33 protein-coding genes are annotated in these 26050 nt (G+C 59.7%); 13 read left to right on the top strand and 20 right to left on the bottom strand.

All coding sequences use genetic code 11. The features are described 5' to 3' along the window. Positions 1-175 precede the first annotated feature (175 nt). Positions 176-3073 (top strand): Rne/Rng family ribonuclease, encoded by a 2898-nt coding sequence (locus tag V6S97_RS02290; protein ID WP_334426013.1) that lies wholly within the window; start codon positions 176-178, stop codon positions 3071-3073. A gap of 231 nt (positions 3074-3304) precedes the next feature. Here the strand turns inward: V6S97_RS02290 and V6S97_RS02285 are convergent, their stop codons facing one another. The 3 genes from V6S97_RS02285 to V6S97_RS02275 form a co-directional block, all read right to left on the bottom strand. Beyond that, positions 3305-4009: an SDR family oxidoreductase gene (locus V6S97_RS02285; protein ID WP_003502501.1), complete on the bottom strand. Its 705-nt coding sequence runs from the start codon at positions 4007-4009 to the stop codon at positions 3305-3307. A gap of 118 nt (positions 4010-4127) precedes the next feature. Next, entirely contained in the window at positions 4128-4493 is a 366-nt protein-coding gene (locus V6S97_RS02280; RefSeq protein WP_060724119.1) for an antibiotic biosynthesis monooxygenase family protein, read from the bottom strand. Next, positions 4490-4816, bottom strand: coding sequence for an NIPSNAP family protein (locus tag V6S97_RS02275; protein ID WP_003502499.1), 327 nt, complete (start codon positions 4814-4816; stop codon positions 4490-4492). The genes V6S97_RS02280 and V6S97_RS02275 overlap by 4 nt, the downstream gene beginning before the upstream one ends. A 74-nt stretch (positions 4817-4890) precedes the next feature. On the opposite strand from V6S97_RS02275, the gene V6S97_RS02270 reads away from it, so the two are divergent. Further along, positions 4891-5574, top strand: a complete 684-nt coding sequence (locus V6S97_RS02270) for an ArsR/SmtB family transcription factor (RefSeq protein ID WP_003502498.1) — start codon at positions 4891-4893, stop codon at positions 5572-5574. Between the two features lie 24 nt (positions 5575-5598). Here the strand turns inward: V6S97_RS02270 and V6S97_RS02265 are convergent, their stop codons facing one another. Further along, positions 5599-6756 (bottom strand): pyridoxal phosphate-dependent aminotransferase, encoded by a 1158-nt coding sequence (locus V6S97_RS02265; RefSeq protein WP_060724201.1) that lies wholly within the window; start codon positions 6754-6756, stop codon positions 5599-5601. Positions 6757-6929: 173 nt separating this feature from the next. On the opposite strand from V6S97_RS02265, the gene V6S97_RS02260 reads away from it, so the two are divergent. From V6S97_RS02260 to V6S97_RS02235, 6 genes are all read left to right on the top strand, one after another. Continuing rightward, positions 6930-7697 (top strand): DsbA family protein, encoded by a 768-nt coding sequence (locus tag V6S97_RS02260; protein ID WP_003502496.1) that lies wholly within the window; start codon positions 6930-6932, stop codon positions 7695-7697. A 125-nt stretch (positions 7698-7822) separates the two neighbouring features. Further along, on the top strand, positions 7823-8260 hold the full coding sequence (aroQ, locus tag V6S97_RS02255; protein ID WP_003502495.1) for a type II 3-dehydroquinate dehydratase: 438 nt from the start codon (positions 7823-7825) through the stop codon (positions 8258-8260). 25 nt (positions 8261-8285) lie between these two features. Beyond that, entirely contained in the window at positions 8286-8774 is a 489-nt protein-coding gene (accB, locus tag V6S97_RS02250) for an acetyl-CoA carboxylase biotin carboxyl carrier protein (RefSeq protein WP_003502493.1), read from the top strand. Between the two features lie 12 nt (positions 8775-8786). Next, on the top strand, positions 8787-10133 hold the full coding sequence (gene accC, locus V6S97_RS02245; RefSeq protein ID WP_003502491.1) for an acetyl-CoA carboxylase biotin carboxylase subunit: 1347 nt from the start codon (positions 8787-8789) through the stop codon (positions 10131-10133). 6 nt (positions 10134-10139) lie between these two features. After that, positions 10140-10784, top strand: a complete 645-nt coding sequence (gene aat / locus V6S97_RS02240) for a leucyl/phenylalanyl-tRNA--protein transferase (RefSeq protein WP_003502489.1) — start codon at positions 10140-10142, stop codon at positions 10782-10784. A 79-nt stretch (positions 10785-10863) separates the two neighbouring features. Further along, positions 10864-11307 carry a hypothetical protein gene (locus V6S97_RS02235; protein WP_035212392.1) on the top strand — a complete coding sequence of 148 codons (444 nt, stop codon included), beginning with the start codon at positions 10864-10866 and terminating at the stop codon, positions 11305-11307. 18 nt (positions 11308-11325) lie between these two features. On the opposite strand, the gene V6S97_RS02230 is transcribed toward V6S97_RS02235, so the two are convergent. The 5 genes from V6S97_RS02230 to gatB form a co-directional block, all read right to left on the bottom strand. Beyond that, the gene (locus V6S97_RS02230) at positions 11326-11763 is read right to left on the bottom strand and encodes a DUF2155 domain-containing protein (RefSeq protein ID WP_026364075.1); all 438 of its coding nucleotides are present in this window, start codon (positions 11761-11763) and stop codon (positions 11326-11328) included. A gap of 129 nt (positions 11764-11892) precedes the next feature. After that, positions 11893-12291, bottom strand: a complete 399-nt coding sequence (locus V6S97_RS02225) for an NADH:ubiquinone oxidoreductase subunit NDUFA12 (protein ID WP_004441414.1) — start codon at positions 12289-12291, stop codon at positions 11893-11895. 109 nt (positions 12292-12400) lie between these two features. Then, positions 12401-12874, bottom strand: coding sequence for a GNAT family N-acetyltransferase (locus tag V6S97_RS02220; RefSeq protein ID WP_003502481.1), 474 nt, complete (start codon positions 12872-12874; stop codon positions 12401-12403). Next, a complete protein-coding gene (locus V6S97_RS02215) occupies positions 12871-13368 on the bottom strand; it encodes a GNAT family N-acetyltransferase (RefSeq protein WP_003502479.1) in 498 nt (165 codons plus the stop codon). Before V6S97_RS02215 ends, V6S97_RS02220 begins: the two co-directional genes overlap by 4 nt. A gap of 211 nt (positions 13369-13579) precedes the next feature. After that, a complete protein-coding gene (gene gatB / locus V6S97_RS02210) occupies positions 13580-15085 on the bottom strand; it encodes an Asp-tRNA(Asn)/Glu-tRNA(Gln) amidotransferase subunit GatB (protein ID WP_099085464.1) in 1506 nt (501 codons plus the stop codon). 151 nt (positions 15086-15236) lie between these two features. Between gatB and V6S97_RS02205 the strand changes: the two genes are divergently transcribed. Beyond that, on the top strand, positions 15237-15569 hold the full coding sequence (locus V6S97_RS02205) for a DUF1294 domain-containing protein (protein WP_209788007.1): 333 nt from the start codon (positions 15237-15239) through the stop codon (positions 15567-15569). Here the strand turns inward: V6S97_RS02205 and V6S97_RS02200 are convergent. Further along, on the bottom strand, positions 15551-16060 hold the full coding sequence (locus tag V6S97_RS02200; RefSeq protein WP_020012369.1) for a GNAT family N-acetyltransferase: 510 nt from the start codon (positions 16058-16060) through the stop codon (positions 15551-15553). The two genes, V6S97_RS02205 and V6S97_RS02200, sit on opposite strands and share 19 nt — an antisense overlap. 274 nt (positions 16061-16334) lie before the next feature. On the opposite strand from V6S97_RS02200, the gene V6S97_RS02195 reads away from it, so the two are divergent. Next, a complete protein-coding gene (locus V6S97_RS02195) occupies positions 16335-16592 on the top strand; it encodes a YjhX family toxin (protein ID WP_003502469.1) in 258 nt (85 codons plus the stop codon). Between the two features lie 69 nt (positions 16593-16661). On the opposite strand, the gene V6S97_RS02190 is transcribed toward V6S97_RS02195, so the two are convergent. The 4 genes from V6S97_RS02190 to V6S97_RS02175 form a co-directional block, all read right to left on the bottom strand. After that, entirely contained in the window at positions 16662-17159 is a 498-nt protein-coding gene (locus tag V6S97_RS02190) for a GNAT family N-acetyltransferase (protein WP_334426009.1), read from the bottom strand. Further along, on the bottom strand, positions 17150-18631 hold the full coding sequence (gene gatA / locus V6S97_RS02185; protein ID WP_059753190.1) for an Asp-tRNA(Asn)/Glu-tRNA(Gln) amidotransferase subunit GatA: 1482 nt from the start codon (positions 18629-18631) through the stop codon (positions 17150-17152). Before gatA ends, V6S97_RS02190 begins: the two co-directional genes overlap by 10 nt. Positions 18632-18686: 55 nt before the next feature. Then, positions 18687-18974, bottom strand: a complete 288-nt coding sequence (gene gatC, locus V6S97_RS02180; RefSeq protein WP_003496362.1) for an Asp-tRNA(Asn)/Glu-tRNA(Gln) amidotransferase subunit GatC — start codon at positions 18972-18974, stop codon at positions 18687-18689. A 125-nt stretch (positions 18975-19099) separates the two neighbouring features. After that, positions 19100-19804, bottom strand: coding sequence for a metal-dependent hydrolase (locus V6S97_RS02175; RefSeq protein ID WP_003502462.1), 705 nt, complete (start codon positions 19802-19804; stop codon positions 19100-19102). A gap of 84 nt (positions 19805-19888) precedes the next feature. Between V6S97_RS02175 and V6S97_RS02170 the strand changes: the two genes are divergently transcribed. Next, positions 19889-20191 carry an alkylphosphonate utilization protein gene (locus V6S97_RS02170; RefSeq protein WP_003502460.1) on the top strand — a complete coding sequence of 101 codons (303 nt, stop codon included), beginning with the start codon at positions 19889-19891 and terminating at the stop codon, positions 20189-20191. 14 nt (positions 20192-20205) lie between these two features. Then, on the top strand, positions 20206-20685 hold the full coding sequence (gene ruvX, locus V6S97_RS02165) for a Holliday junction resolvase RuvX (protein WP_003502458.1): 480 nt from the start codon (positions 20206-20208) through the stop codon (positions 20683-20685). Here the strand turns inward: ruvX and V6S97_RS02160 are convergent. The 6 genes from V6S97_RS02160 to V6S97_RS02135 form a co-directional block, all read right to left on the bottom strand. Continuing rightward, on the bottom strand, positions 20637-20954 hold the full coding sequence (locus V6S97_RS02160; protein WP_129565745.1) for a DUF6105 family protein: 318 nt from the start codon (positions 20952-20954) through the stop codon (positions 20637-20639). The genes ruvX and V6S97_RS02160 overlap by 49 nt on opposite strands. Next, positions 20951-21112 (bottom strand): hypothetical protein, encoded by a 162-nt coding sequence (locus V6S97_RS02155; protein WP_153314807.1) that lies wholly within the window; start codon positions 21110-21112, stop codon positions 20951-20953. The genes V6S97_RS02160 and V6S97_RS02155 overlap by 4 nt, the downstream gene beginning before the upstream one ends. Positions 21113-21361: 249 nt before the next feature. Next, the gene (locus V6S97_RS02150) at positions 21362-22006 is read right to left on the bottom strand and encodes a TetR/AcrR family transcriptional regulator (protein WP_003502452.1); all 645 of its coding nucleotides are present in this window, start codon (positions 22004-22006) and stop codon (positions 21362-21364) included. A 155-nt stretch (positions 22007-22161) separates the two neighbouring features. Continuing rightward, on the bottom strand, positions 22162-22773 hold the full coding sequence (locus V6S97_RS02145) for a GNAT family N-acetyltransferase (RefSeq protein WP_003502450.1): 612 nt from the start codon (positions 22771-22773) through the stop codon (positions 22162-22164). A 137-nt stretch (positions 22774-22910) separates the two neighbouring features. Beyond that, positions 22911-24563 (bottom strand): acyl-CoA dehydrogenase family protein, encoded by a 1653-nt coding sequence (locus V6S97_RS02140; RefSeq protein WP_003502448.1) that lies wholly within the window; start codon positions 24561-24563, stop codon positions 22911-22913. A 137-nt stretch (positions 24564-24700) separates the two neighbouring features. Further along, positions 24701-25279 carry a LysE family translocator gene (locus V6S97_RS02135; protein WP_035212507.1) on the bottom strand — a complete coding sequence of 193 codons (579 nt, stop codon included), beginning with the start codon at positions 25277-25279 and terminating at the stop codon, positions 24701-24703. A 291-nt stretch (positions 25280-25570) separates the two neighbouring features. On the opposite strand from V6S97_RS02135, the gene V6S97_RS02130 reads away from it, so the two are divergent. Then, positions 25571-26002, top strand: coding sequence for a DUF6841 family protein (locus V6S97_RS02130; protein WP_003502444.1), 432 nt, complete (start codon positions 25571-25573; stop codon positions 26000-26002). The last annotated feature ends 48 nt before the right edge of the window (positions 26003-26050 follow it).

Genomic DNA, 26050 nt, shown 5'->3' with positions numbered 1-26050 from the left:
AACCGGATACCAGGAGCAGGCCAAATGCCTCGCCGTCGGTCCGGATGCTGCCAGTTTACAGAGGCCCGGCTGGAGACTTCATTTCCGGCACATCCTTGCACTCATATGAAAGGCTCGTCCGTGTGGCGGGCCTGTTCTCGTATAAAACAAGGCTGCGCCGAGGAGCACAGCTTACATGGCAGACAAAATGCTTATCGACGCCTCCCACGAAGAGGAGACACGCGTAGTCGTTGTCCGTGGGAACCGGATCGAAGAATTCGATTTCGAATCGGAGCACAAAAAACAGATCCGCGGCAATATCTATCTTGCCAAGGTCACTCGCGTTGAGCCCTCCCTTCAGGCGGCCTTCGTCGATTACGGTGGAAACCGTCACGGCTTTCTCGCTTTCGCGGAAATCCATCCGGATTATTACCAGATCCCGCTTGCCGACCGTCAGGCTCTCCTGAAGGCGGAAGCCGAGGATCATCGCCGCAGCGACGACTTCGAATCCGCTGATGCACCCGAGCCCGGCGCCCCCATGATCGACCTTTCGCAGGTGGATCAGCCGGATGTCGGCATTGTTTCCGCCAGCGAAACCACTGAAACGGTCGTCGTGGAAGAGACTGCGCCTGTCGCGGAAGAGGTTTCCGAGGAAACCGCCATCGAGGCCGTAGCCGTGGAAGCGCCCGCCGAGGAAGAAAAGCCGAAGAAGCGCACCCGCCGCCCCCGCGCAAAGAAGAAGACCGCCGAAGAAGAAGCCGCAGCAGCCGAGGCCGCCGAAGCTTCTTCCGAAGACGACGGCAGCACCGGTGGCGAAATGGCCGCCATGGTCGACACCGACACGATTTCCGAGGAAGTCGAAGGTCTTCGTCGTGGCAATGACGATGATGACGACGATGATGACGATCATCACGAAAAGGAAGTGATCGAATCCGTCGGCGCCGAAGACGCCATGGAAGAAGTTCCGGACCGCGTCGCCCGCAAGCCGCGCAAGCAGTATCGCATTCAGGAAGTCATCAAGCGCCGTCAGATCCTTCTGGTGCAGGTGGCCAAGGAAGAACGCGGCAACAAGGGTGCCGCACTCACCACCTATCTGTCGCTTGCCGGTCGTTATTCCGTGCTGATGCCGAACACGGCGCGCGGCGGTGGTATTTCCCGCAAGATCACCCAGCCGACCGACCGCAAGCGCCTGAAGGAAATCGCGCGCGATCTGGAGGTTCCGCAGGGCATGGGCGTCATTCTGCGTACCGCAGGCGCCAACCGCACCCGCGTCGAAATCAAGCGCGACTTCGAATATCTGATGCGCCTGTGGGAAAACGTCCGCACGCTGACGCTGAACTCCACGGCCCCCTGCCTCGTTTATGAGGAAGGCTCGCTCATCAAGCGTTCGATCCGCGACCTTTACAACAAGGATATAGGCGAGATCATCGTTTCGGGCGAAGAAGGCTATCGTGAAGCCAAAGACTTCATGAAGATGCTGATGCCGAGCCACGCCAAGGTGGTTCAGCCTTACCGCGACATTCATCCGATCTTCTCGCGCTCCGGCATCGAAGCCCAGCTCGACCGGATGCTGCAGCCGCAGGTCACGCTGAAATCGGGCGGTTATCTCATCATCAACCAGACCGAAGCGCTGGTTTCCATCGACGTGAACTCGGGCCGTTCGACGCGCGAGCATTCCATTGAGGAAACCGCGCTGACGACCAACCTCGAGGCTGCAGAAGAAGTGGCGCGCCAGCTGCGCCTGCGCGACCTTGCCGGTCTTGTCGTCATCGACTTCATCGACATGGAAGAGAAGCGCAACAACCGCTCCGTCGAGAAGAAGCTCAAGGATTGCCTGAAAAACGACCGCGCACGCATTCAGGTCGGCCGCATCTCGCATTTCGGCCTTCTGGAAATGTCGCGCCAGCGCATCCGCGCTTCGGTGCTGGAATCGACCACGCAGGTCTGCCAGCATTGCGGCGGCACGGGTCATGTCCGCTCGGAATCCTCCATCGCCCTGCATGTTCTGCGCGGCGTCGAGGAATATCTGCTGCGTAACACCACGCATAACATCACGGTGCGCTGCACGCCGGAAACGGCGCTTTACCTGCTCAACCACAAGCGCGGCACGATCGTCGATTATGAAGGCCGCTTCGGCGTGTCTATCATCATCGCTGCTGACGCCGGCGTCGGCGCGCAGCATTTCGCCATCGACCGTGGTGAAGCCGTCGAAAATCCGGTGAAGATCGAAAGCCTCATCCAGATGCTGCCGAGCTTCGTGGAAGAGGAAGACGATTTCGTCGCCGAGGTGGAAGAGGACGAAGACGAGGAAGAAATCGTCAAGGCGCAGACCTCCGAGCCACGCCAGCAGCAGCCACAGGGCGACAATAGTGAAGAAGGCAAGCGCAAGCGCAAGCGTCGTCGTCGCCGTCGCGGCAAGGGTGGCCAGGGCGACCAGAACGGTGCGCTCGACGCCCAGTCCGGCGATGCGGAAGGCGATGATGCCGAAGGTGACGACGATGGCATCGAAACCGATGAGGCCGATGCTGAAAACGAAAACGGTGCAGCGGAAGCAGTAGGTTCCGAAGAGGATGGCAAGCGCAAGCGCCGCCGTCGCGGCAAGCGCGGTGGACGCCGCAACCGTGCGGAAGACGAAGCTCTTGATGCTGCCGGCTCGGAAGCTGAAGGTGAGAGCGAAAGCGAAGAGGTTTCCGTTGAAGCATCTGTAACCGAAGAACCGACCGCCGCCGCCGCGGTGGAAGGTGTGGTTGCCGAGGTTGCGGAAGAGGAAGTGCCGAAGAAGCCACGCCGCACCCGCAAGGCGAAGGTCAAGACTGAAACCGAGGAAGCGCCGAAAGCTGAAGCCGTTGAAACGGTGGAGCCGGTGATCGTCGAGGAAACAGTCGCCGAGGTCGCGGTTGAAGAAGCTGGTGAGGCTTCGGCCGATCTGGCTCCGGAAGCGGAAGCACCGGCCACGGAAGAAAAAGTCCGCGCCAACCGGGGCAGCAATGTCTCCAGTTCGGAGCCGGTGGTAACCTCGTCTTCGCCGCACCCCGATGGCGACGAGCCGAAGCCGCGCAAGGGCGGCTGGTGGCAGCGCAAAGGCTTCTTCTGAGAGAAGAAAGACTGAATGAAAAACGCCCGCAACATCGTTGCGGGCGTTTTGTTTTGTCGATGCAAAGAACGGGCGTTTTCTTGAGCCGCTGAGATTTCCTCATTCCTGTGCTTGTCACAGGAATCCAGTCGACGCGCGTACGCGTGGCGGGAGAGTCCTTTCAGCCCAAGGACTTGGGCTGGCTGGATCCCTGTGACAAGCACAGGGATGAGGGTTGGGAAGGCCAGCCCGTCAAACAGACCGCGTCAGGCCACCATCAACCCGGATATTCTGGCCGGTAATATACCCCGCCCCTTCCGACGCGAGGAATGCTACGGTGGCGGCGATTTCCTCGCTCTTGCCGTAACGCTGCATCGGCACGGCCTCTCGGCGTTCTTCCGTGGCCGGCAGACTGTCAATCCAGCCGGGTAGCACATTGTTCATGCGCACGTTGTCGGCCGCGTAGGTATCGGCAAATATCTTGGTGTAGGAGGCAAGGCCGGCGCGGAACACGGCGGATGTCGGAAACATGCTGCTCGGTTCAAAAGCCCAGGCCGTCGAGATATTGACGATCGCGCCCGCCTTTTGCTTCACCATGACGGGCGCGATGATACGCGTCGGGCGGATGACGTTCATCAGATAGACATCGAGGCCCGTGTGCCATTGCTCGTCGGTAATGTCGAGAATGGAGGCGCGCGGGCCATGCCCGGCGCTGTTCACCAGCACGTCGATGCGGCCGAATGTTTCGAGTGTCCTGTCCGCCAGCCGCTGGAGATCGTCATTGGACTGGTTGGAACCGGTGACCCCGATACCGCCCAGTTCCTTTGCCAGCGCCTCTCCCTTGCCGGAGGATGACAGGATCGCCAGTTTGTAACCGTCCGCGGCCAGCCGTTTCGCCACAGCTGCGCCCATGCCGCTGCCACCCGCCGTTACAATCGCCACTTTTTCTGCCGACATCGTTTTTCTCCATTTCCAGGCCTGCATCCATAAACTGCCCCATCTATAACGGGTTTCAACGACGAGTTCGAACCAGAAAGGCTTGGAGCGGCGTGCAGAAAAACTGATGCTGGAAATGTCAGCCTGACACACTCCCCTCTGCCGGATGTGCTACCCGGCTGTCGGCTGGTGCCTCCTCCCTGTCCTGCAAACCGTAGTCGCGTATCACATGCGCGATGCGCAGGCGATAATCGGAAAAAACACCGGACCGGCCCAGCGACTGCGCGGTGCGATGCGGCAGGGTATTGCGCCATGCTTTCACCGCCTCCTCATCCCGGAAAAACGACAAAGACAGCATCTTTTCCGGATTGCTGATGCTCTGGAACCGTTCGACGGAGAGGAACCCATCAATGGTTTCGAGTCCGGCCCGCAGGCTGGCGGCGATATCGAGATAATGCTGTTTTTCGCCGTCGGCCGGCCAGACCTCGAAGATGACGGCGATCATTGCCCGCCTCCGGCATGCGGGGCGGAAGCGAGACGGAGAAACAGCCGGTCCTCGCGGCGGATGAACTGCTCGCGCCGGGCGAATTCATAATTTTCCCGCCCGGCCGGATCGGCGGCAAGACGCGCCCTGTAGGCTTCGTAAGCGGCGAGGTTTTCGATGTTGTAAACACCATAGGCGATCGTGCTCGATCCCTCCTTCGGCGCGTAATAACCAATGAGATCGGCGCCGCAGCGTGGGATCGCCTCACCCCAGTTGCGGGCATATTGTTCGAAGGCATCGACCTTGAAGGGGTCGATCTCGTAGCGGATGAAACAGGTCAGCATCGTCACTCTCCTTGTGTTCTGCCGCATCTTTTTACGCTATTGCCTCGCATCAATGCTTCGGTTATCATCGAAGTATGAAAGACGGACCTCTCATCGCCAACGTCGCTGCCCTGATCGGCGACCCTGCCCGCGCCAATATCCTGACGGCGCTGATGGATGGGCGCGCGCTCACCGCAAGCGAGCTTGCGGAAGCCGCTGGTGTAACCCTGCAGACCGCGAGCGGGCACCTGTCCAAACTCTCAGAAGCACAATTATTGAAGGCGGAAAAACAGGGGCGGCATCGTTACTTCCGTCTGTCAGACGAGGATGTTGCACAGGTTCTGGAAGCGCTTATGGGCCTTGCCCAACGCACAGGGGCAATCCGCGTCCGCACCGGACCGAAGGACAAGGCTCTGCGTGAAGCGCGCATCTGCTACGACCATCTGGCCGGAGAAAGCGGCGTGGCGCTGCTTGCCGCTATTACCGCGAAGGGGCTCGTGACGTTAGGTGATGATCCTGCCCTGACGGATAGCGGACGCGACTTCTTCTCGAGCTTCGGCATCGACCTTTCGCCACTGGAAAAGGCGCGCCGCCCGGTCTGCCTGCATTGTCTTGACTGGAGCGAACGCCGCCATCACCTCGGCGGCGGGCTTGGTGCGTCTCTTCTGGAAGCCATGCAGCAGCGTGACTGGCTGCGGCGCGGAAACGGCCGGGTGCTAACCTTCACCGCAAAGGGTGAAAAGGCATTCAACAGCACCTTTAGCTGCACACCCGCCTGATCTCCCCGAGCGGATGATCCGGGCTTATTTCAGCCAGCCGGCAATACGTCCAACGGCCTCGGCAATGTCAGACACGGAACCCGCATAGGAAATGCGCAGCGCGCGATGGCCTTCTTCGGGATCGAAATCCATGCCTGGCGTCGCCGCCACATCGATTTCCGCCAGCATGCGCTTGGCGAAATCCATGCTGTCGTTGGAGAAGCGGCTTGTATCGACATAGGCGTAAAAAGCGCCATCCATGGGCGATGCCAGCGGCAGGCCGATTTCCGGCAGGCGCGCCATCAGGAAATCGCGGTTGGTGCGATAGCTTTCCCTGTAGACATCCAGTTCCTCCGCCGCCGAAAAGGCTGCAGTCGCCGCAAGCTGCGAAAGTTCCGGCGGGGAAATATAGAGGCTCTGGGCCAGACACTCGACCGGACGGACGAGATTCTCCGGCAGCACCATCCAGCCAATGCGCCAGCCGGTCATGCAATAATATTTGGAAAAGGAATTGATGATCACGGCATTATCGGTGATTTCGAGCGCGCTCGTCTCTTCGCCGACGAAGGTCAGACCGTGATAGATTTCGTCGGAAATGAAAGCCATGTCGCGGCTTTCGCAATAGCTCGCCAGCCGCTTCAGCGCCTCGCGGCCGGTGACTGTGCCAGTCGGATTGGCCGGGCTTGCCAGAAGCACGCCCTTCAGCTTGCAGCCGGCTCTTGTTTCCGCACGTTCGAGGCTTGCCGGCGTCAGCGTATAACCGGTTTCGGCCGTGACCGGCACTTCCACGACATTAAGGCCGAGCGCCTTGAGAATATTCCGATAGGCGGGATAGCCGGGCCTCGCGATGGCGACATGGTCACCGGCATCGAAAAGGGTGAGGAAAGCGAGATTGAAGGCCGCAGACGAACCGGTGGTCACCGCGATGCGGCCCGGATCGATGGCGACCTGGTGGCGCAGCCGGTAATGGCCGGCGATCGCCTCACGCAATTCGCGCAGGCCGAGCGCATCGGTATAACCGATCCGCCCGTGTTTCAGCGCGGCCTCAGCGGCTTCGAGCGACGCTTTCGGCGCGGGATGGGAGGGCTGGCCGACCGCCATGGAAATGACGGGGCGTCCCGCCTGCCTGCGCCTGTTCGCTTCCGCCAGAATATCCATGGCGTGAAAGGGTTCGACTGCGCTCCGCTTCGACATCGTGATCAAGGGCATGCTCTTTCCTGAACCGTATTTCAGAGACTTGCCGCAGAATCACAATCTTCACAATCATGCGATCATAATGCGGACAAGTATTTTTGCCGTATGGCATTTGGCTTAAAGTAAGGTAATTGCCTTCATAAGATTTCAAGAGGCTTCGGCCGCACAGAATGAGGACCGATATGGCGCATTTTCTCCGTTCCACCCTTCTCGCCAGCGTGACGGCCCTTTCGACGGTATTCGCCTCCCTGCCCGCCCATGCGCTCGATGAGCAGCAGAAGAAGGAAATGGGCGAGTTCATCAAGCAATATCTCATCGAGAACCCGGAAATCATGCTCGAGGTTCAGGATGCGCTTGAACGCAAGCAATATGCGACGCGTAACGCCAAGGCGGCGGAAGCCGTCGCCGACAACAAGAAGGCCATCTTCGAATCGAAATTCGATCTGGCGCTCGGCAATCCGGATGGCGACGTCACGCTGGTCGAGTTCTTCGATTACAATTGCGGTTATTGCAAACGCGCCATGGCTGACATGGATAAAATCCTGAAGGGCGACAAGAAGGTGCGCGTCGTCCTCAAGGAGTTCCCGATTCTGGGACCGGAATCGGTCGCCGCGCACCGCGTTTCCAACGCCGTCAAACTGCTTGCTCCGGCCAAGTACCCCGAGTTCCAGCGCACCCTGCTCGGTGGCCGCGGACGGGCGAATGAAGACAGCGCCATGGAAGTCGCGACCTCGCTCGGTCTCAAGGAAGCCGACATCCGCAAATCGATGGCGGAAAACCCCAATGACGAGCAGGTGCAGGAGACTTACAAGCTGGCAACCAGCCTCGGCATCACCGGAACGCCGTCCTATATCGTCGGCGACGAAGCGGTTTTCGGCGCGGTCGGTGCCGACCCGCTGAAGGAAAAAATCGCCAATATGCGCAGCTGTGGAAAAGCCACCTGCTCCTGATTGCTAAAAAAGCCACTGCATTCCCTGTGAGATGCCCGCCAAGCGGGCTGTTTACGGCTTGCGGGGGCTTTTCCTTGACGTCTGCGCAGTCTATAGGTGTCGCTGATTTTCTTATGGAAACGTGAATGAGCAACATCATCATCGTCATCAACGGCCCCAATCTCAACATGCTGGGAAAAAGGGAACCGGGTATCTATGGTGGCAAGACGCTGAAGGACATCGAGAATGATTGTCTTGCGGCCGGTGCCGATCTCGGTTTCGCAGTGGAATTCCGCCAGTCCAACCACGAAGGCGTGCTGGTGGACTGGTTGCAGGAGGCGGGCGAGCGGGCGGCGGGCGTCGTCATCAATCCCGGCGCCTACAGCCACACGTCGATCGCGTTGCATGACGCCATTCGCGCGATTTCCACGCCCGTCGTGGAAGTGCACATTTCCAACATCCACGCCCGGGAAGAGTTCCGTCACAAATCGATGGTATCACCCGCGGCGAAGGGCATGGTCTGCGGTTTCGGGCCATATGGATATATCATGGCGCTTCACGCGCTGAAAAACATCACGGCATAAAAAGAAACAAAGAATAGGGTTTGTCATGTCTGAAAAGAAACAGGGTATCGACAAGGAACTGATCCGCGAGCTCGCGAATATCCTCAACGATACCGACCTTTCGGAAATCGAAGTGGAGCAGGAAGACCTGCGCATCCGCGTCTCCCGCGCCGCTCCCGCTCCCGCCACGGTCTATGCTGCAGCGCCCGCCGCTTATGCGCCGGCACCTGCCCCGGCCGCCGCGCCGGCAATGGCCGCACCTGCTGCTCCCGCAGCGGCAGCAGCACCGGCCCGTAACCCGGCCAACACCGTGTCCTCGCCGATGGTCGGCACGGTCTATCTTTCGCCTGCCCCGGGCGCACGTCCCTTCATCGAAGTGGGCGCGACCGTCAAGGAAGGCCAGACCATTCTCATCGTCGAAGCCATGAAGACCATGAACCAGATCCCGGCTCCCAAGTCCGGCAAGGTCGTGGAAATCGTCGTCAACGACGCTCAGCCCGTGGAGTATGGCGAAGCCCTCGTGGTCATCGAATAAAGGCGGTTCAGCATGGTTTCGAAGATCCTCATAGCCAACCGCGGCGAGATCGCGCTACGCGTCCTGCGCGCCGCGAAAGAGCTTGGCATTCCGACGGTAGCCGTACATTCCACGGCCGACGCAGACGCCATGCATGTGCGCCTTGCCGACGAAAGCGTTTGCATCGGCCCGCCGCCCTCGCGTGACAGCTACCTCAACATCCACCAGATCGTTGCGGCCTGCGAAATAACAGGTGCGGACGCGGTTCACCCCGGTTACGGCTTCCTGTCGGAAAATGCCAAGTTCGCCGATATTCTCGACGCACACGGCATCACCTTCATCGGACCGACCGCCGAACATATCCGCATCATGGGCGACAAGATCACCGCCAAGCAGACGGCGCAGGAACTCGGCATTCCCGTCGTTCCCGGCTCGGATGGCGAAGTGAAGCCTGAAAACGCGCTCGAAATTGCCCGCACGATCGGCTTCCCAGTCCTCATCAAGGCGACGGCGGGCGGCGGTGGTCGCGGCATGAAGGTGGCGAAGACCGAGGCCGATCTGGAAGAGGCGGTTGCGACTGCCCGTTCCGAAGCGGCAGCAGCCTTCGGCAACGACGCCGTCTACATGGAAAAATATCTCGGCAAGCCGCGCCATATCGAAGTGCAGGTTTTCGGCGATGGCGAAGGCAATGCCGTTCACCTTGGCGAACGCGATTGCTCGTTGCAGCGCCGTCACCAGAAGGTGCTGGAAGAAGCCAATTCGCCGGCTTTGACCGTCGAACAGCGCATGAAGATCGGCGAAATCTGCGCCGACGCCATGCGCAAGCTGAAATATCGCGGTGCAGGCACCATCGAGTTCCTTTATGAAAACGGCGAGTTCTATTTCATCGAAATGAACACCCGTCTTCAGGTGGAGCATCCGGTCACGGAAGCGATCACCGGTATGGATCTCGTGCAGGAACAGATCAGGGTCGCTTCGGGCCAGGGTCTGTCGGTCACGCAGGCTGATATCGAATTCCATGGCCATGCCATCGAATGCCGTATCAACGCCGAAGACCCGCGCACCTTCGTTCCCTCGCCGGGCACGCTGACCTATTTCCATACGCCGGGCGGTCTTGGCGTGCGCGTCGATTCGGGCGCCTATCAGGGTTACAAGATCCCGCCCTATTACGACAGCATGATCGGCAAGCTGATCGTTCACGGCCGCGACCGTGACGAGTGCATCCGCCGTCTGCGTCGGGCGCTGGACGAGTTCGTCGTCGACGGCATCAAGACCACGCTGCCGCTTTTCCAGGACCTCCTCGAAAACGAGGATATTCTGAAGGGCGATTACGACATTCACTGGCTGGAGAAATACCTGGCCGGTGACGCGTCTCACTAAGACGCCATGGTTGGGCGTCGCAGTAGAAACAACGGCATAACGGTCGATATTCTGCTGCGCGCCTATTCCGCCGGCCTGTTTCCCATGGCCGATTCGGCTGACGATCCCGAGCTCTTCTGGGTCGAGCCGGAGATTAGGGGTATCATCCCCCTCACCTCCTTCCATATTTCCAAAAGCCTCGCCAAGGCGATGCGCAGGAAGCCGTTCGAGATACGCTTCAACACTGCCTTCGAAGCTGTCATGGCCGGATGCGCGGCGGAAGCGCCAGATAGACCAAGCACGTGGATCAACGCCACCATCCGCCGGCTCTATACCGAGTTGCACCAGATCGGCCATGCGCACAGTGTCGAGGCATGGGAGGGCGAAGAGCTTGTCGGCGGGCTTTACGGCGTCTCGCTTGGCGCCGCCTTCTTCGGCGAGAGCATGTTTTCCCGCCGCACCAATGCATCGAAGATATGCCTCGTACATCTGGTGGAGCGTTTGCGGCAGCAGGGATTTACGCTGCTCGACACGCAATTTACGACCGAACATTTAAAGACATTCGGGGCAATCGATATTCCAAAGTCGGAATATGCAACGATACTGGAAGCGGCTGTCGATAGGCCGGATGTGCCCTTCGAAAATTTGCCTGCGCAAGAAAATCCACGCTGAAAACAACCTGAGATTTTGCTTGCAACCCTCAAAAACATGACTTATCCGGTCATGATATTTTATTCATCGGGGGTTGGTCATGCGCTGGATTGCGGCCTTGTTATTGATGCTGACGCTGGCGGTGAATGTCACCGCTGCTGAACAGCTCCCGAACCCGCTGGCCGCCTGGCGAAACGAAGTTTCCCGAGCCTTGACGGGCACAACCGGCCGCCCGGAATTCAAGGTCGTGCGGACAAACAAGCGGCAGGTCCTCCTTGTTACTTTCCGCGTTGACCCGGCGGGGAAAATACAGGCCGTTCAAGTCAAAAACGTAAGGGATAGCACCTATCAAACCCGAACGGCCGTGAAGAGGGCATTTTCTGAAATCAGATTCCCCTCACCTCCCGCTGGCGATCGACCAAATAAGTTCACCGTGCCGATCGCGATTGACCCCGAACTGACGCGGGAAGAAATGATCGAACAATTGGAAAGCAAAAGCAAAGCCCTGGCCGATTTGGCGGAGAAGCTCAGACGCCAGAAATAGGCACGGTCGTCGGTTAAATTACTTGCTTGCCGTAGAGGGAGCAGGAACTTCCGAGTCCTGCTTGCAGCCTGTCAGCCACACGTCGTAGATCGGGTGTTCCACGGCATTGAGACCGGGGCTGTCGGCGAACATCCAGCCCGTGAAAATCCGCTTGATCTTGCGATCAAGCGTGATCTCATCGACCTCGATAAAAGCGTCGATCTTCTGGGTTTCCGTCTGGTCGCGGGAATAACAGACCTTCGGCGTCACCTGAAGCGCGCCGAACTGCACAGTCTCATCGATATAGACATCAAAGGAAGTGATGCGGCCGGTGATCTTGTCGATGCCGGAAAACACGGCGACGCGGTTCTCCAGACGGGCGGCGGAGACAGGTGACACGAGGAGAACAGCAGAGACCGCCGCAAACAGCGACACTGTCAGCGCACGCAAAGAACGATCCCGCGTGATTTTCCTCATATAGTGGTCTCCAAAATTTGCCTGTGTCGCGATGCCGACCGGATCAACGCCTAAGGGCGGAATGTGGCAAAAACCGGTGAGGCCAGATGCAAGCGCGGTGTTTTGCACAACACCGCGCATCACAAAAGCTTAGTTGCCAGGGGTCCAGGCGTCGTAGTCGCCGGTCACACGCGGGCGCTCGCCTGCCACCGCCAGCGATCCCTGCGGGCGATAGGCTTTTGACGAACCGGTCAGATTCGGCTGGTGCGGCTTCTGCCATTCGCGCGCAACGTAGCTTTCCTGGCTTGGCGGCACGTCGGTGCGGTAATGCATCCAGCCATGCCAGCCGGGCGGAATGGCGGAAGCTTCGGCATAACCATTATAGATCACCCACCGGCGCGGCATGCCCCAGGAGGTGGTGCCGCCTTCGTAATAGGTGTTGCCCAACTCGTCCTGCCCGACCTTCTTGCCGAAACGCCAGGTGTGAAACCGCGTTCCGATCGTCTGGCCATTCCACCAGGTGAAGATTTGCGTCAGGAGAGTCTTCATTATGCGTTCCTCGGGCTTGAATGCGCCGCAGCGATTTTCCGTGCACGGCACAAGACATGCTTATGCCGCCCCTCACAGCAATTGTCCAGCATTTCAAGATATATCCGTGCTATTTCAGCTTCATCCTGAAGCCCAAATGCCGCTTCTCGAAACCCAGCCGCTCGTAGAAGCGGTGCGCGTCCAGCCGGGCCATGTTGGACGTCAGTTGCGCGGCGTTGAGGCCCTGACGGCGGGCTTCTTCCAGGCAATGATTGATCATCACCGCGCCGATACCGCGACCGCGCATGTCGGCGCGCGTCTGCACCGCCTCGATCACCATGGACTTTGCCCCTCGCCCGACGAGCTTGGTCAGGATCGCCGTCTGGAAGGTGCCGACGACCTCGCCATCCAGTTCCGCCACATAAAGCGTTTCGCTCGGCGATGCCTCGATGGCGCGGAAGGCCGCAAGATAATCCGGCTGCGCTGATTCTTCCGCCGTATCGCCGTGGCCGCCGATCTCGTCTGCGGCAAAAATGGCGGCAAGGGCGGGAAGGTCGTCCTCGCGCGCCATGCGGATAATGAGATTCTGCAATGTCGCATTCATCGGGTCAGGCTCTTTTCCATAACGATGCCGGGCAGACCCTCGATGCCCGCCATGCGCTCGATTCGGTCTACCTCGACAAATCCGACGCCTTCATAAAAGGCGATTGCGACAGTATTTTTAGGCTCGACTTCAAGCCGCATGATTTCCGCATCCGGAAAGCAGGTTTCCAGTTCCGCGAAGAGATCACGGCCGACGCCCTGACGCTGAAGGTCGGGCGCGACGTAAAGCTGGTGCAGCAGGGCCGTCTTCGCCATCTTGGAGGACATGGAGCCATAGGCCATGCCGCCAATCCGCTTGCCGTCATCAGCCACCAGAAACTCGCCGCCCTTTTTCTCGATACGGTCCTTCATGGCCTGCGGCGAATGCCATGCGAGGATCAGCTGGTTCACCTTGTCGACGCCATAGATCGCATCATAGGTCGCGTGCCATGTCGTGGCGAGCAAGGTGCGGACCGGCTCGATGTCCCGCAGACTTGCCGTGCGGATGAAAAACATGTTTGGGCTCCGTCTTGAAACAGAAAAGCCGGGCGTTGATCCCGGCAGATATATGTCGAGCCTCCCGCACTCTCGACGTGATCCTCGGGCTTGTCCCGAGGATCTGAGCACGTTTGGCCTTGTGGGTATCTAGATCCTCGGGACAGGCCCGAGGATGACGAAGGAGAGCTTTGTGCCTCGATGCCTCCTACCGGCAGGAAGCAGCTTTCGCTTACTCTTCCTCGATGCCGAGCTTGGCCTTCACCAGTGCCTGCACCGCCTGCGGGTTGGCCTTGCCGCCCGTGGCCTTCATGACCTGGCCGACGAACCAGCCGGCGAGCGTCGGCTTCGCCTTGACCTTTTCAACCTGATCCGGGTTGGCGGCGATAATCTCGTCCACGGCCTTTTCGATGGCGCCGGTATCCGTCACCTGTTTCATGCCGCGCGCCTCGACGATTTCGGCCGGGTTGCCGCCCTCGTTCCAGACGATCTCGAACAGGTCCTTGGCGATCTTGCCCGAAATGGTCTCAGACTTGATGAGATCGATGATGCCACCGAGCTGTTCCGGCGAAACCGGCGTCGTCTCGATATCCTTGCCGAACTTATTGAGGGCGCCGAGCAGGTCGTTGATGACCCAGTTGGCGGCAGCCTTCGCATCGCGGCCGGCGGCGACGGCCTCGTAATAATCGGCGATCGCCTTCTCCGAAACGAGGATCGAGGCGTCATAGACCGACAGGCCGAGATCGGCCACGAAGCGCGCCTTCTTGTCATCGGGAAGCTCCGGCAGATCGACCTTCAGCGCCTCGACGAAAGCATCGTCGAATTCGAGCGGCAGCAGATCCGGATCGGGGAAATAACGATAGTCATGCGCGTCTTCCTTGGAGCGCATGGAACGCGTCTCGCCCTTGCCGGGATCGAACAGGCGGGTTTCCTGATCGATGACGCCGCCATCTTCCAGAATTGCGACCTGGCGGCGCGCCTCATATTCGATGGCCTGACCAACGAAACGGATGGAGTTGACGTTCTTGATTTCACAGCGCGTGCCGAAACCTTCGCCCGGACGGCGCACGGAAACGTTGACGTCGGCGCGCATCGAGCCTTCATCCATGTTGCCGTCGCAGGTGCCGAGATAACGCACGATCGAGCGCAGCTTGGTCAGATAGGCCTTGGCCTCATCCGACGAGCGCATGTCCGGCTTGGAAACGATTTCCATCAGCGCCACGCCCGAACGGTTCAGGTCCACGAAGGACATGGTCGGATGCTGGTCGTGCATGGACTTGCCGGCGTCCTGCTCCAGATGCAGACGCTCGATGCCGATCTCGATATCCTCGAAATTGCCCTGACGGTCCGGACCGAGCGAAATGGTGATAGTGCCCTCACCGATGATCGGATCTTTGAACTGCGAAATCTGGTAGCCCTGCGGCAGGTCCGGATAGAAGTAGTTCTTACGGTCGAAGATAGAACGGTTGTTGATCTTCGCCTTCAGGCCGAGACCGGTACGCACCGCCTGCTTGACGCATTCCTCGTTGATGACGGGAAGCATGCCGGGCATGGCGGCATCCACCAGCGACACGTTGGAGTTCGGCGCATTGCCGAAGGTGGTCGATGCGCCGGAAAACAGCTTGGAATTGGAGAGAACCTGCGCATGCACCTCCATGCCGATCACGATTTCCCAATCGCCGGTGGCGCCGGGAATGAAGCGTTTCGGGTCGGGGGTGCGCACGTCTACAAGGGTCATCTGAAGCTCACGATATACGGGTTCTTTGGCCTTGGTGGGTAGAACAAATGGAGCGCGGGCGCAAGACATCTTGCACCCTCTCACGCCAGGCCCGGGATTTTAGCCCATACCGGATACGCGTTTTTTACGCTTCCCGGTTTCAATTCACGCCATGGTGACGATCGCTCTCTGCTTCACGGCCTATATCGCCTTCAATCTTTTCGTCTTTCTTGTCTATTGGTGGGACAAGGAAGCGGCGAGGAATGGCGAATGGCGTATCCGGGAAAGCACGCTGTTATCGCTTGCGCTCATTAGCGGCAGCTTGGGTGCGATCTCGGCACAACGCCTGCTGCGGCACAAGACGCGCAAGGAACCCTTCCGCAGCATCCTGATATCAATCGTGATATTGCAGGTGGGCCTTGTCGCATCGCTTGCCATCATGCCAGACTGGCCGATGCGGCTGGTGGATGCTCTGCAAACTCTGTCTCAGAAAGCCGGCCCATAAAGACCACTCTCAACCTCCGCCAATTGCTTCTGCAGGCCTACCGACTGCACTTCGCGATCGAGCTTTGGCGCATAGGAAACGGAGAGCCAGCGGACACTGTAGCCATGGTGGCGGAAAAAGGCGACGGCCGGTTCGTTCTGGGCGTGAGTTTCAAGCCGGATGGTCTCGAATCCCCTGTCCTCTATCAGCCTTTCCACATCACCCAGCAGACGACTGCCGACCCGCCGGCGCTGAAAATCCGGATCGATCCAGAAATCGGAAATCGTCTCGTCAAAATGTTCGCGCGCCGCCCAACCCGCAACCGAGCCACCGAACTCCGCCACCCTGATTGCCAGCCATGACGAACGGGTAAAATTGGAAAAGGCGCTGGCCGCATTGTCGTAAAGGGTCGGGGTGATGCCGAGAGCTGCGGTTGCCTGTCGCCATGCCCTGAGGCCGATGGCCGCCAGAACCTCCGCTTCCTGCTCATGCGCATTGCGAATGACGATCAAGCCGCGCCCTCCATGACCGTTGAAATTAAACCATTGCCAGCGCGATTCGACCAGCATGGTTTTCTCGCGCCTGGCGGGACTTGACCGCGCCGGGTTCGCCCGCTACCCAAAAGGAGCAAGAACGGAGTTTTTATGTTCGCTCAATCGGAGTCCCGGTAAAGGCCCTGCCCGCAAGTTTATTGCGCGCCGGGCCATGCTGAAACCGAGCCGGCTGCCTTAACGGCACCCGGATTTGTTTTCACGCGTCTATATGACGCCGACCGGACTTCCAAAAATGGACATTTCCCGCGCCGAACAGCGCATTCTTCACCTGCTCGCCCAGGGCGGCAGAATTGAACTCGTTCGAGATGACGCCCACAAAATCGAAAAACTCGCGCTTTATACGCGTGATGGCTGGATTTTCAGCGGCCTCAATCTCCTCACCTTCCGCAAGCTGAAACGGAAGAGAGCCATTGCCTCCTCGGGCGGCAAGCCCTACCTCATCACCACGCGCGGGCTGGAACTCGTGCGGGGTGAGCTGGACAACAGATAAATCGACCGGGCGGCGGCAGCGCTGTCGCCCGGCATTTCGCCGAGAAGCAGCTGCGGCCGTAAAAGCGGGTTATGGCGAGAGCCTGCGCTCGAGCTTCACCTTTTCAAGCTCGACTTTCATGATGTCGGACCATTCCATGCCGCGCCAGACGATCTCAAATCCGCAACGCTCGTAAAGACCGATAGCGGCGCGATTTCTGGCATGGGTATCGATGGTGGCTAGCGGCAGGCCTTGCGCGCGCATCCTGTCTAGAAAATGAAGGATCAGGGCTTTGCCGATCCCCTTGCCTTGCCAGTTTGGGTCCACCCAGAGATCGGAAATGTGATGCGGCGCCGCATCGCATGCGCCCCAGCCGGCAACCACGCCTCCCATTTCAGCGACGACAACATCACCAGTTGGAGACTTGGCGAAGCTCTCGAATTCGCCCCTCACCCGCTCGATGACATCAGGGTCGAGATAGCTCTCGTCGAAGGCCTCGCCGGAACGCCAGGCGGCAAAACCGACAAAGCCGACCGCATCGCGATCGGCTTCGTTCATCTGTCTAAGCTTGAGGCCGCTTACCACCACTTGGCGGGGGTGAACTTGCCGGCTGCCTGCTCGATGGCGTGGGCCGTCTTGAACAGCGTTTCTTCGTCGAATGGCTTGCCGATGAGCTGCAGGCCAAGCGGTAGGCCCTTGCCGTCAAGGCCGGCCGGAACCGAAAGGCCGGGAAGACCGGCCATGTTGACGGTGATGGTGAAAACGTCCTGCAGATACATCTTCACCGGATCGGAGGCGAGTTCCTCGTCGCCGACTGCGAAGGCGGAGGACGGAGTGATCGGCGCCAGAATGGCGTCGACGCCTTCGTGGAAGACGTTTTCGAAGTCACGCTTGATCAGCGTGCGAACCTTCTGCGCCTTCAGGTAATAGGCGTCGTAATAACCGGCCGACAGCACATAGGTGCCGACCATGATGCGGCGCTGCACTTCCTTGCCGAAACCGGCGGCACGGCTCTTTTCATACATGTCGGCAATATCCTTGCCGTCGACGCGCAGGCCGTAACGAACGCCGTCATAACGGGCAAGGTTGGACGAGGCTTCCGCCGGTGCGACGATGTAATAGGCAGGCAGCGCGTATTTGGTGTGCGGCAGCGAGATATCGACCACCTCGGCGCCGGCATCGCGCAGCCATTCCACGCCCTTGGCCCAGAGCTTTTCGATTTCTTCCGGCATGCCATCGACGCGGTATTCCCGGGGGATACCGATCTTCAGGCCCTTCAGCGACTGGCCGATGGCCTTTTCGTAATCCGGCACCGGCAGGTCGACCGAGGTCGTATCCTTGGCGTCAACGCTTGCCATGGTCTTCAGCAGGATAGCGGCGTCGCGCACGTCACGGGCGATCGGGCCGGCCTGATCGAGCGAGGAGGCATAGGCAACGATGCCGAAGCGTGAGCAACGGCCATAGGTGGGCTTGATGCCAACCGTGCCGGTAAAGGCTGCCGGCTGGCGAATGGAGCCGCCCGTGTCGGTTGCGGTGGCGCCGGCGCAGAGATGCGCGGCCACGGCAGCGGCAGAACCGCCGGAGGAACCGCCTGGCACGAGCTTCTGCTCGGAACCATTGGCGCGCCAGGGATTGATGGCCGGACCGTACCAGGAGCTTTCGTTGGACGAGCCCATGGCGAATTCGTCCATGTTGAGCTTGCCGAGCATGACGGCGCCCTGATCCCAGAGATTCTGGGTAACGGTGGATTCATATTTCGGCTTGAAGCCGTCGAGAACATGCGAACACGCCTGCGTGTGGATGTCACGGGTGGCGAAAAGGTCCTTCACACCAAGCGGAACGCCTTCCAGCTCGCCAGCCGAACCGGACGCGATACGGCCATCTGAGGCTTTCGCCATGTCACGCGCCTTTTCAGGCGTGGTTACGACATAGGCGTTCAGCGCGCCATTGGCGGCATCAATGGCGGAGAGATAGGCGTCGGTCAGCTCCAGGGCGGAAAACTCTTTGGCCTTCAGCTTTTCGCGGGCTTCGGCAATGGTCAGGCTCGTCAGGTCGGTCATGGTCGGCAACGGCTTTCGAAATCTTGGAAAAATCGGGCGGCAAACGGCGGTCGGATTATTCGACCACTTTCGGGACCATGAAGAAGTCCCGGTCGGTCGCAGGCGCATTGGCGACAATGTCTTCCGCCTTGTTGCCGTCGGTCACCACGTCGGCACGCTTTTTCATCTCCACCGGGGTGACTGATGTCATCGGCTCGACGCCGTCGACATTCACTTCCGAAAGCTGCTCCACGAAACCGAGTATGCCGTTCAGCTGGCCGAGCATATTCTGTGCTTCTTCTTCGCTGACTGCGATACGGGCAAGGCGCGCAACGCGCTTTACGGTGGCGAGATCGACGGACATGGTTCTACTCCGGTCAGAATTTTCCTACCCGCTATAATCACCATGTCCGCCATTCGCAACGGTAGAAAGCATGTCGCGTCAAAGTGTGAGGTGCTTTTGCGGTCACGACATGCCTGAGCAAAACGTCAGAAGGACAGCGTATCGCCCGCCTTAGGCGTGTGGACACGGGCTTCCGACCCCTCCATGCCGGTCACGAACTTCTCCGGCGTCTGGTCGATGATCGGGAAGGAACCATAGTGGCAGGGAATGACATTCTCGAACTTGAAGAAGCGCTGGCAGGCGAGCGCCGCGACGGCTCCGCCCATGGTGAAGCGGTCACCAATCGGCACGAGGCCGATATCCGGCTGGTGCAATTCGTTGATGAGCTTCATGTCGGAAAAGATGTCCGTATCGCCCATATGATAAACGGCCGGGCCGTCTTCGAAATGCAGCATCAGGCCATTGGCACTGCCGAGCGAATGGGAGACGCCATCCTCAGTGATCTGGGCGGAGGAATGCAGTGCATTGGTGAAGGTGACGGAAAAACCGTCAAAATGCACCGTGCCGCCGGTATTACCCATATCGACCTTCGCGACACCCTTGGCGGAAAGCCATGCGGCAAGATCGGCATTGGCCAGTACGGTTGCACCCGTCTCGCGCGCAAGCTGAACGGTGTCGCCGACATGGTCGCCATGGCCGTGGGTCAGGAGAATATGAGTGATGCCTTCGGCCGCCGACTTCCCATCCTGTCCGGCAAAACCGGGGTTGCCGGTGAAGAACGGATCGATGAGGATCTTCGCGCTACCGTTTTCGAGGCGGAAGGCGGAATGGCCGAGCCAGGTGATTTTCATGGGAAGTTCTCCTTTGTATTACCGGTATATTATGACATAGGACGGCCTGAACAACCGCACTACCAATATTTAAGAGAGGCGACCATGGCCGCAAATGATGACGAGTACGTGTATGACGAGGCGACCGGTGAATGGCGACCGGCCTCCGAACTGGCTGCAGAAGCGGCGCGTGCGAATGAAGTACGCGATGCGGCGGGCAATGTGCTTGAAGATGGCGATTCCGTCACCCTGATCAAGGATTTGAAGGTCAAGGGCACCAACACGGTCATCAAGCAGGGCACCGTAATCAAGTCGATCCGTCTGACAGACAATCCGGAAGAGATCGATTGCAGGCATGATGCGGTCAAGGGTCTGGTGCTGCGCACTGAATTCGTCCGCAAACGGTAAGGACAGCGCGCGACATGGCAATACTCACCATCGAGGAACTGGCGCAGACGCTTCAGCCCGCGCAGGCAATTGCCGGCCTCGACCTCGGCACAAAGACCATCGGGCTTGCCATGTCAGACCTGTCGCGGCGCTTTGCAACGCCGCGTCCGGTCATCAAACGGGTGAAATTCACGCAGGATGCGGAAGTGCTGCTGGCCTTCGCCGAAAAGGAAAAAGTTTCCGCCTTCATCATCGGCCTGCCCATGAACATGGATGGCTCGGCCGGTCCTCGCGTGCAGGCAACGCGCGCCTTCGTGCGCACCATGGGTGAAAAAACCGCCCTGCCCTTCATCTTCTGGGATGAGCGGCTTTCAACAGTCGCGGCCGAGCGCGCATTGCTGGAAATGGACGTCTCACGCGCCAAACGGGCCGAACGTATCGATTCGGCCGCCGCGAGCTTCATTCTTCAGGGCGCGCTGGACAGGCTTTCCGCACTCACCCGCGCGGCCGACTGACGGCCGTGCCACCAGGCGGCAATCTGCTTTCTCTTGCGGAATGCGAGAATCGCAAAAACGATCAGACTGTCTAGCGCGATGGCGCGCGCCACCAGCGGCGGCAGGCTTTCCGGCGGCAGGCCGAGAATGTTGCCGTATATCTCGAACACCAGATCATGGGTCTGCCGCGTCAGCATGTAGAAGCCGAAGCTCATGTCGTAATAGGAAAGCCAGTACCAGCTGCCCAGCAATGCGACGGGACCGGCCCAGAGTATCAGAAACCACTTCATGCCACCTGCCCCCGCGCCAACATCGCATCGGGAAAGCCGGCAAGCACCGCCCAGCGAGCCACGGCCATCAGGCAGAGGTTCAGCGCCGGCACGTCGATATCCAACGGCAGCATCACAAAAAACGTCATCATGACGCCTAAAGCTGTCCAGCGGCTCACTTGCGGCTCCCTTATGCGCAGTCATTGCGCATGGTTAACATTTCGTTAATCCACACTGGACCGGCAGCCCGGGCGAGGCAAATGAAAGCTGTCATTATGGTTAATGACGGGCGGCCGGCATGTGGAAAAGCATGTGATCCCGTGAACGACCGGATGCGCCGGGCGGTTGCCGACCGGGTGAAAACATGGCTGATTTTTCTTTAACGCGCTGGTTCTGAACGTGACCGCCCTACACCTGCTGAAGCCGGTTCAGCCGTAAACGCCACGCACCAGTCTTTTGACGGCAGTGGAGATCTTGTCCCAGTCCCGGTCCGATTTGAGCGGCACGCCGGCAAACTGGCCGCTGGTGGCAGCGGAGATGACGAGGTGCTGGATGGCGGCGAACAGCACGGCATTGACCGCCGCTGTATCCACGCCCTTCGGCGCCGCCAGCGAACCGCGCATGCGCTCCAGCCACTTGCCCAGCGACTTGGCGCGGGCTTCGGCCAGCTGACGCACCTGCGGTGAACCGTCAGAGACTTCCCAGGCGATGATCTTGCAGACGAGAGGATCGCTGCGCAGCGCATCCATGAAATAAAGCGCCAGCTTTTCCATGAGATCGCCATAGGTCAAAAGAAACATGCCGCCGGTGTCCTCGGGAATGCGATCCTTCACCCAGGAGCCGAGATCCTCGCCGATCGCCTCGATCAAGCCATCGAGGCCGCCGAAATAACGGTAGATCAGCTGCTTGTCGCAGCCGGCGCGGCGGGCGACGGCGTTGATGCCGAAACCCTGAAATCCCTCTTCGGCGAGCAGCGATCGCGCCGCGTTAAAAATCGCCTTCTCGGTCTGAGCGCGATCCTTGATGCGCTTTTCCGGTCTGTCGGCTGAAATCGCCTCTGCGGTCGCCAGCATGATTCCCTACCCGTTTTCTGAAAGGCCTTTCTCAACGGGTTAACAAAGCATGAAGGGAAGAACAATGTGGCGGGGCGGATGGACGGAAGGTTCCTGTGGATGAAGGGTAGCCGACGTGAACAATCCCGAACCCATGTTCCGCGGAATCAGCCGGTTTATTCCAGCGCCATGCCGAACCAGACGCTGCCGGGCGTTTCGTGGCTTTCGAGGCGTTTGAAGCCGCGGGTTTCCCAGAAGCGCATGCCCGCATGGTTGCGTTCGCTGGCGCCGAGGTGGATGCCGTAGACGTTGTTCTGTCTTGCCATATCGAGCCAGCGCGACAGAAGCCGGGTGCCGCCGCCCTTGCCCTGCGTGCGCGGCAGCAGGTTCATGTGAATATGGGCCGGAAACGGATCGGTGAGCCAGGTGGGCGTGCGGCGCGGATGGTGGATGAACTGGGCCCGGCGCTGATCGGCGTCCCATGTCTGCTGGTCGCCGCCGGGATCGGGGTAAAGGGTGCGCAGATGCGGCCACCATTCCCGCTCCAGCCGCTCTTCGTGCACCGCCGTGTCGAGCGCGCCGACGATATAACCGCACACACCCTCCTCATCCTCAGCCACAAAAACGGCATCGGGCCAGAGATGCAGATAGGGCACGGAATAGATATGCCCGACCATGCGGCCATCATTGTAAAGCGGGGTAGCATCCTGCCCGGCATCGCCGGTGGCAAGGCTTATGGCGTAGAGCGCGTCTTCATCCTCAGCGCGGGCGGAACGGAAGGTCAGCATTGGCAGCCGCCTTCCCTTGCCGCGCATTGATGCGCGAAGCTGTCGTGACAGATAAGAACACGCCTTACGCCATTGCTGTTTGTCAAATCCGAGACCCCTCCCGCCAGGACTGCAAAACCTTCATCCGCATGCATCGGTCAAGATGCAGGCGGATAAAGAAGATCGATTATATAATTCGGATCGAAGCGGGAATCGAGCATGCCGTAAGTATGCCGCCAGCCGCCCGCCAGACGGGTTTCGAGGAAGGCATCGGCGATCTTGCCGGCGCCAAGGCGGCAAAGCTCGGCGGCAGCGGCCGCGAGTGCAAACTGCTCCACCAATAGACGGGCCGCCCCCTCGTCACGTTCGGCAAGGGCGATCGCGGCGCGCAGCACGTCGGTGGTCTTCTTGCCGGCAGGTCCGAGATCGCGTTCCAGCGTCTGGAAGACGAGATCGAACAGGTCCTTGCCGCGCTGGAGAACCCGCAGCACATCCAGCGCCATGACGTTGCCGGAGCCTTCCCAGATGGCGTTGACGGGCGCTTCGCGATAGTGGCGGGCAATCGGCCGCTCTTCCACGTAACCATTGCCGCCAAGGCACTCCATGGCCTCGTAGATGAGGGCCGGCGCGATCTTGCAGCACCAGTATTTCACGATGGGCGTCATCACCCGCGCATAGGCGGCTTCGGCCGGATTGTTGCGGGCGGCATCAAACGCCGTCGCCAGCCGGAAGGAGAGCGCAGTGGAGGCCGCCACATCCAGCGCCATGTCGGCGAGAACGCGCGTCATGATCGGCTGGGTGACCAACATCTTGCCAAAAACCGAACGACCGCGGGCGTAATGCACCGCTTCGGCAAGCGAGGCGCGCATCATGCCTGATGATGCCAGCGCGCAGTCCAGCCGCGTCAGCGTCACCATGTCGAGGATCGTGCGGATGCCGCTGCCGGGATCGCCCAGCAGATAACCGAACGCATCGGTGAATTCGACTTCGGCTGATGCATTGGAGCGGTTGCCGAGCTTGTCCTTCAGGCGCTGGAAGTGCAGGCCGTTCTTCGAACCATCCTCCAGATAACGCGGCACAAGGAAGCAGCCCATGCCGTCGCCCATCTGGGCGAGCATGACGAAACCATCGCTCATCGGCGCGGAAAGGAACCATTTGTGGCCGGACAGACGATAGATGCCCTCACCCACCCGCTCCGCCGTGGTGCGATTGGCGCGCACATCCGTGCCGCCCTGCTTTTCCGTCATGCCCATGCCGATGGTGACGGCGGTTTTCTGCAGGCCCGGTTTCTGCGAGGAATCATATTTGCGCGACAGGATCTTCGGCGCCCATTCCTTCTGCACGCGCGGCGAGGCCATGATGGCGGCAACGGAGGCGCTGGTCATGGTGAGCGGGCAGAGATGGCCAGCCTCGAGCTGCGAGGTCAGGTAGAATTTCGTGGCGCGCGCCTTGTGTTCATTGCCGCGCGTATCGGGAGAGTTCTCCCAGACGCTGGAATGCAGGCCCGATGACATGGAACGGCGCATCAGCGCGTGCCAGGCGGGATGGAACTCGACCTGATCCAGACGTTCGCCGCGCGGGCCGTGGGTGTGCAGCTGCGGCACGCCCTGATTGGCCATGCGCGCCAGCTCCTGCGCCTCATGCGAAGTGACGTAGCGGCCGAGCTGGTCGAACTCGTCCCTCAGATTGCGCGACAGGCCGGACGTGAGATCGACGATCAGCGGATCGGAACGATAGGCGTTGATACCGGACCAGAGGCTTGGCTGGTTCAGTTCGGCGAGCGTTTCTTCTGTCCGGGAATTCTGGGTCATCCGCTGCTTCTAGCTGTTTTGTACTGGCGTTGCATAGTGGGGTGATATTGCATAATTCCACCCGCAGGAAGCGATTGAGACGATTAAACCGCCGCTTTCAGCATTTTTCGGGAGTGCCCCTGATTTAGGTATCCGGCCTAGAGAATGCCAAACACGTTTCCGGCAAGACCGAGCGACAGCACCAGAAGGAAGCCCGAGGCGGTGCCGCGCACGAGCCTCGGCGAAGACTGGCCCGCATGGCGGATGAGAAGCGCCCCTGCAAACAGCCACACAAGCGCCGCGAAAGCCACGAGAGCAGAAAACAGCAGTATATATGGCCATATCTGGGTCAGCGGCGCCTGTGGCAACAAGACAAGGCCGACGATCAGCCCCTTCGGGTTAAGACAGGTGGTGACGAAAACCCGACGAGGAGTGATCGCCTCACCGATTGGCGCCGAAGACGGCAGGGTCCACAGCCGAACGGCCAGAAATGCGACCCAGATGGCGGCACAGAGCTTGATGGCCTGCGCAAGGCCCGTATGCATCTTCAGAAAATCGGAAAACAGCACAGCAAGCGCAAGGATGACCAGCAGATAGCCGGCGATTTCACCGATCATCAAAGGCAGCGACGCTCGGACACCACGACCGGCACCGGAAAGCGCCAGAAGCGTGTTCGTCGGGCCAGGCGTCAAAAGCAGGGCCAGTACGGCCAGGGCGAAAACAGAATAGGAATGCATTGCGATAATTCCAGTCAACTGCGTCAAAGGCCGGATCTGGCCCGAGAATTCCACCCGAAACTGCCCAATGCCGCAGGGCGGCGCCATGATATAAAGCAAGCGGCGAAACATTCCCAACCCGGACCAAATGTCGGGTTCCGCACGGTCAATCCGCTCCGCTTGCGGCAGGCATCCGATCCCGTTTGAAGCACCATCGTCAGAGATTCTGCATAGGCCGCCGCCTGATATGGAACTTGCGACGGGCTTTTTCGGTTGGCGACTTGCTGAACGGCTGCACAGGGGGAGGAAACCATGGAGACCAGCGTGAGAAAGCTCTTCGAGCGGTATGAGCGATTTTTCAACAAGTCTCTCAAAGGCGACATGGATATGGAGGAGGTCGCCTCCCTCTATGCCTCCGACTTCATCGCCGCATCCCCTGCCGGAGTGATGACCGGAAAGAACGACGACCACTTAAAGCAGGTCATGAAGAAGGGTTATGACCGCTATCGAGCGATCGGAACGAAGGAGATTCGGATCCGCAATATCCGTATCTCGCCGATCGATGAACATCATTGCGTCGCCCACGTTGCCTGGACAGCGAACTTTACCCGCAAGCAACAATCGGATGTCGCAATCAACTTCGATGTTCACTATTTTGTCCAGAGGCTGGAAGGAGCGCCGAGAGTTTTCGGCTGGGCGTCAGGCGACGAGCAGGCGCTTTTGAAGGAGCATGGCGTCATCTGATGCATGCTCGGACCATCGTCAGGCCACTTGTCCACTAGGGTTGGGGAA

Origin of the sequence: Agrobacterium sp. CCNWLW155 (genome assembly GCF_036888815.1) — a bacterium.
GTDB lineage: Bacteria > Pseudomonadota > Alphaproteobacteria > Rhizobiales > Rhizobiaceae > Agrobacterium > Agrobacterium radiobacter.
The sequence above is the reverse complement of the archived record's forward strand: the minus strand, read 5'-3'. Positions and strand labels throughout refer to the sequence as shown.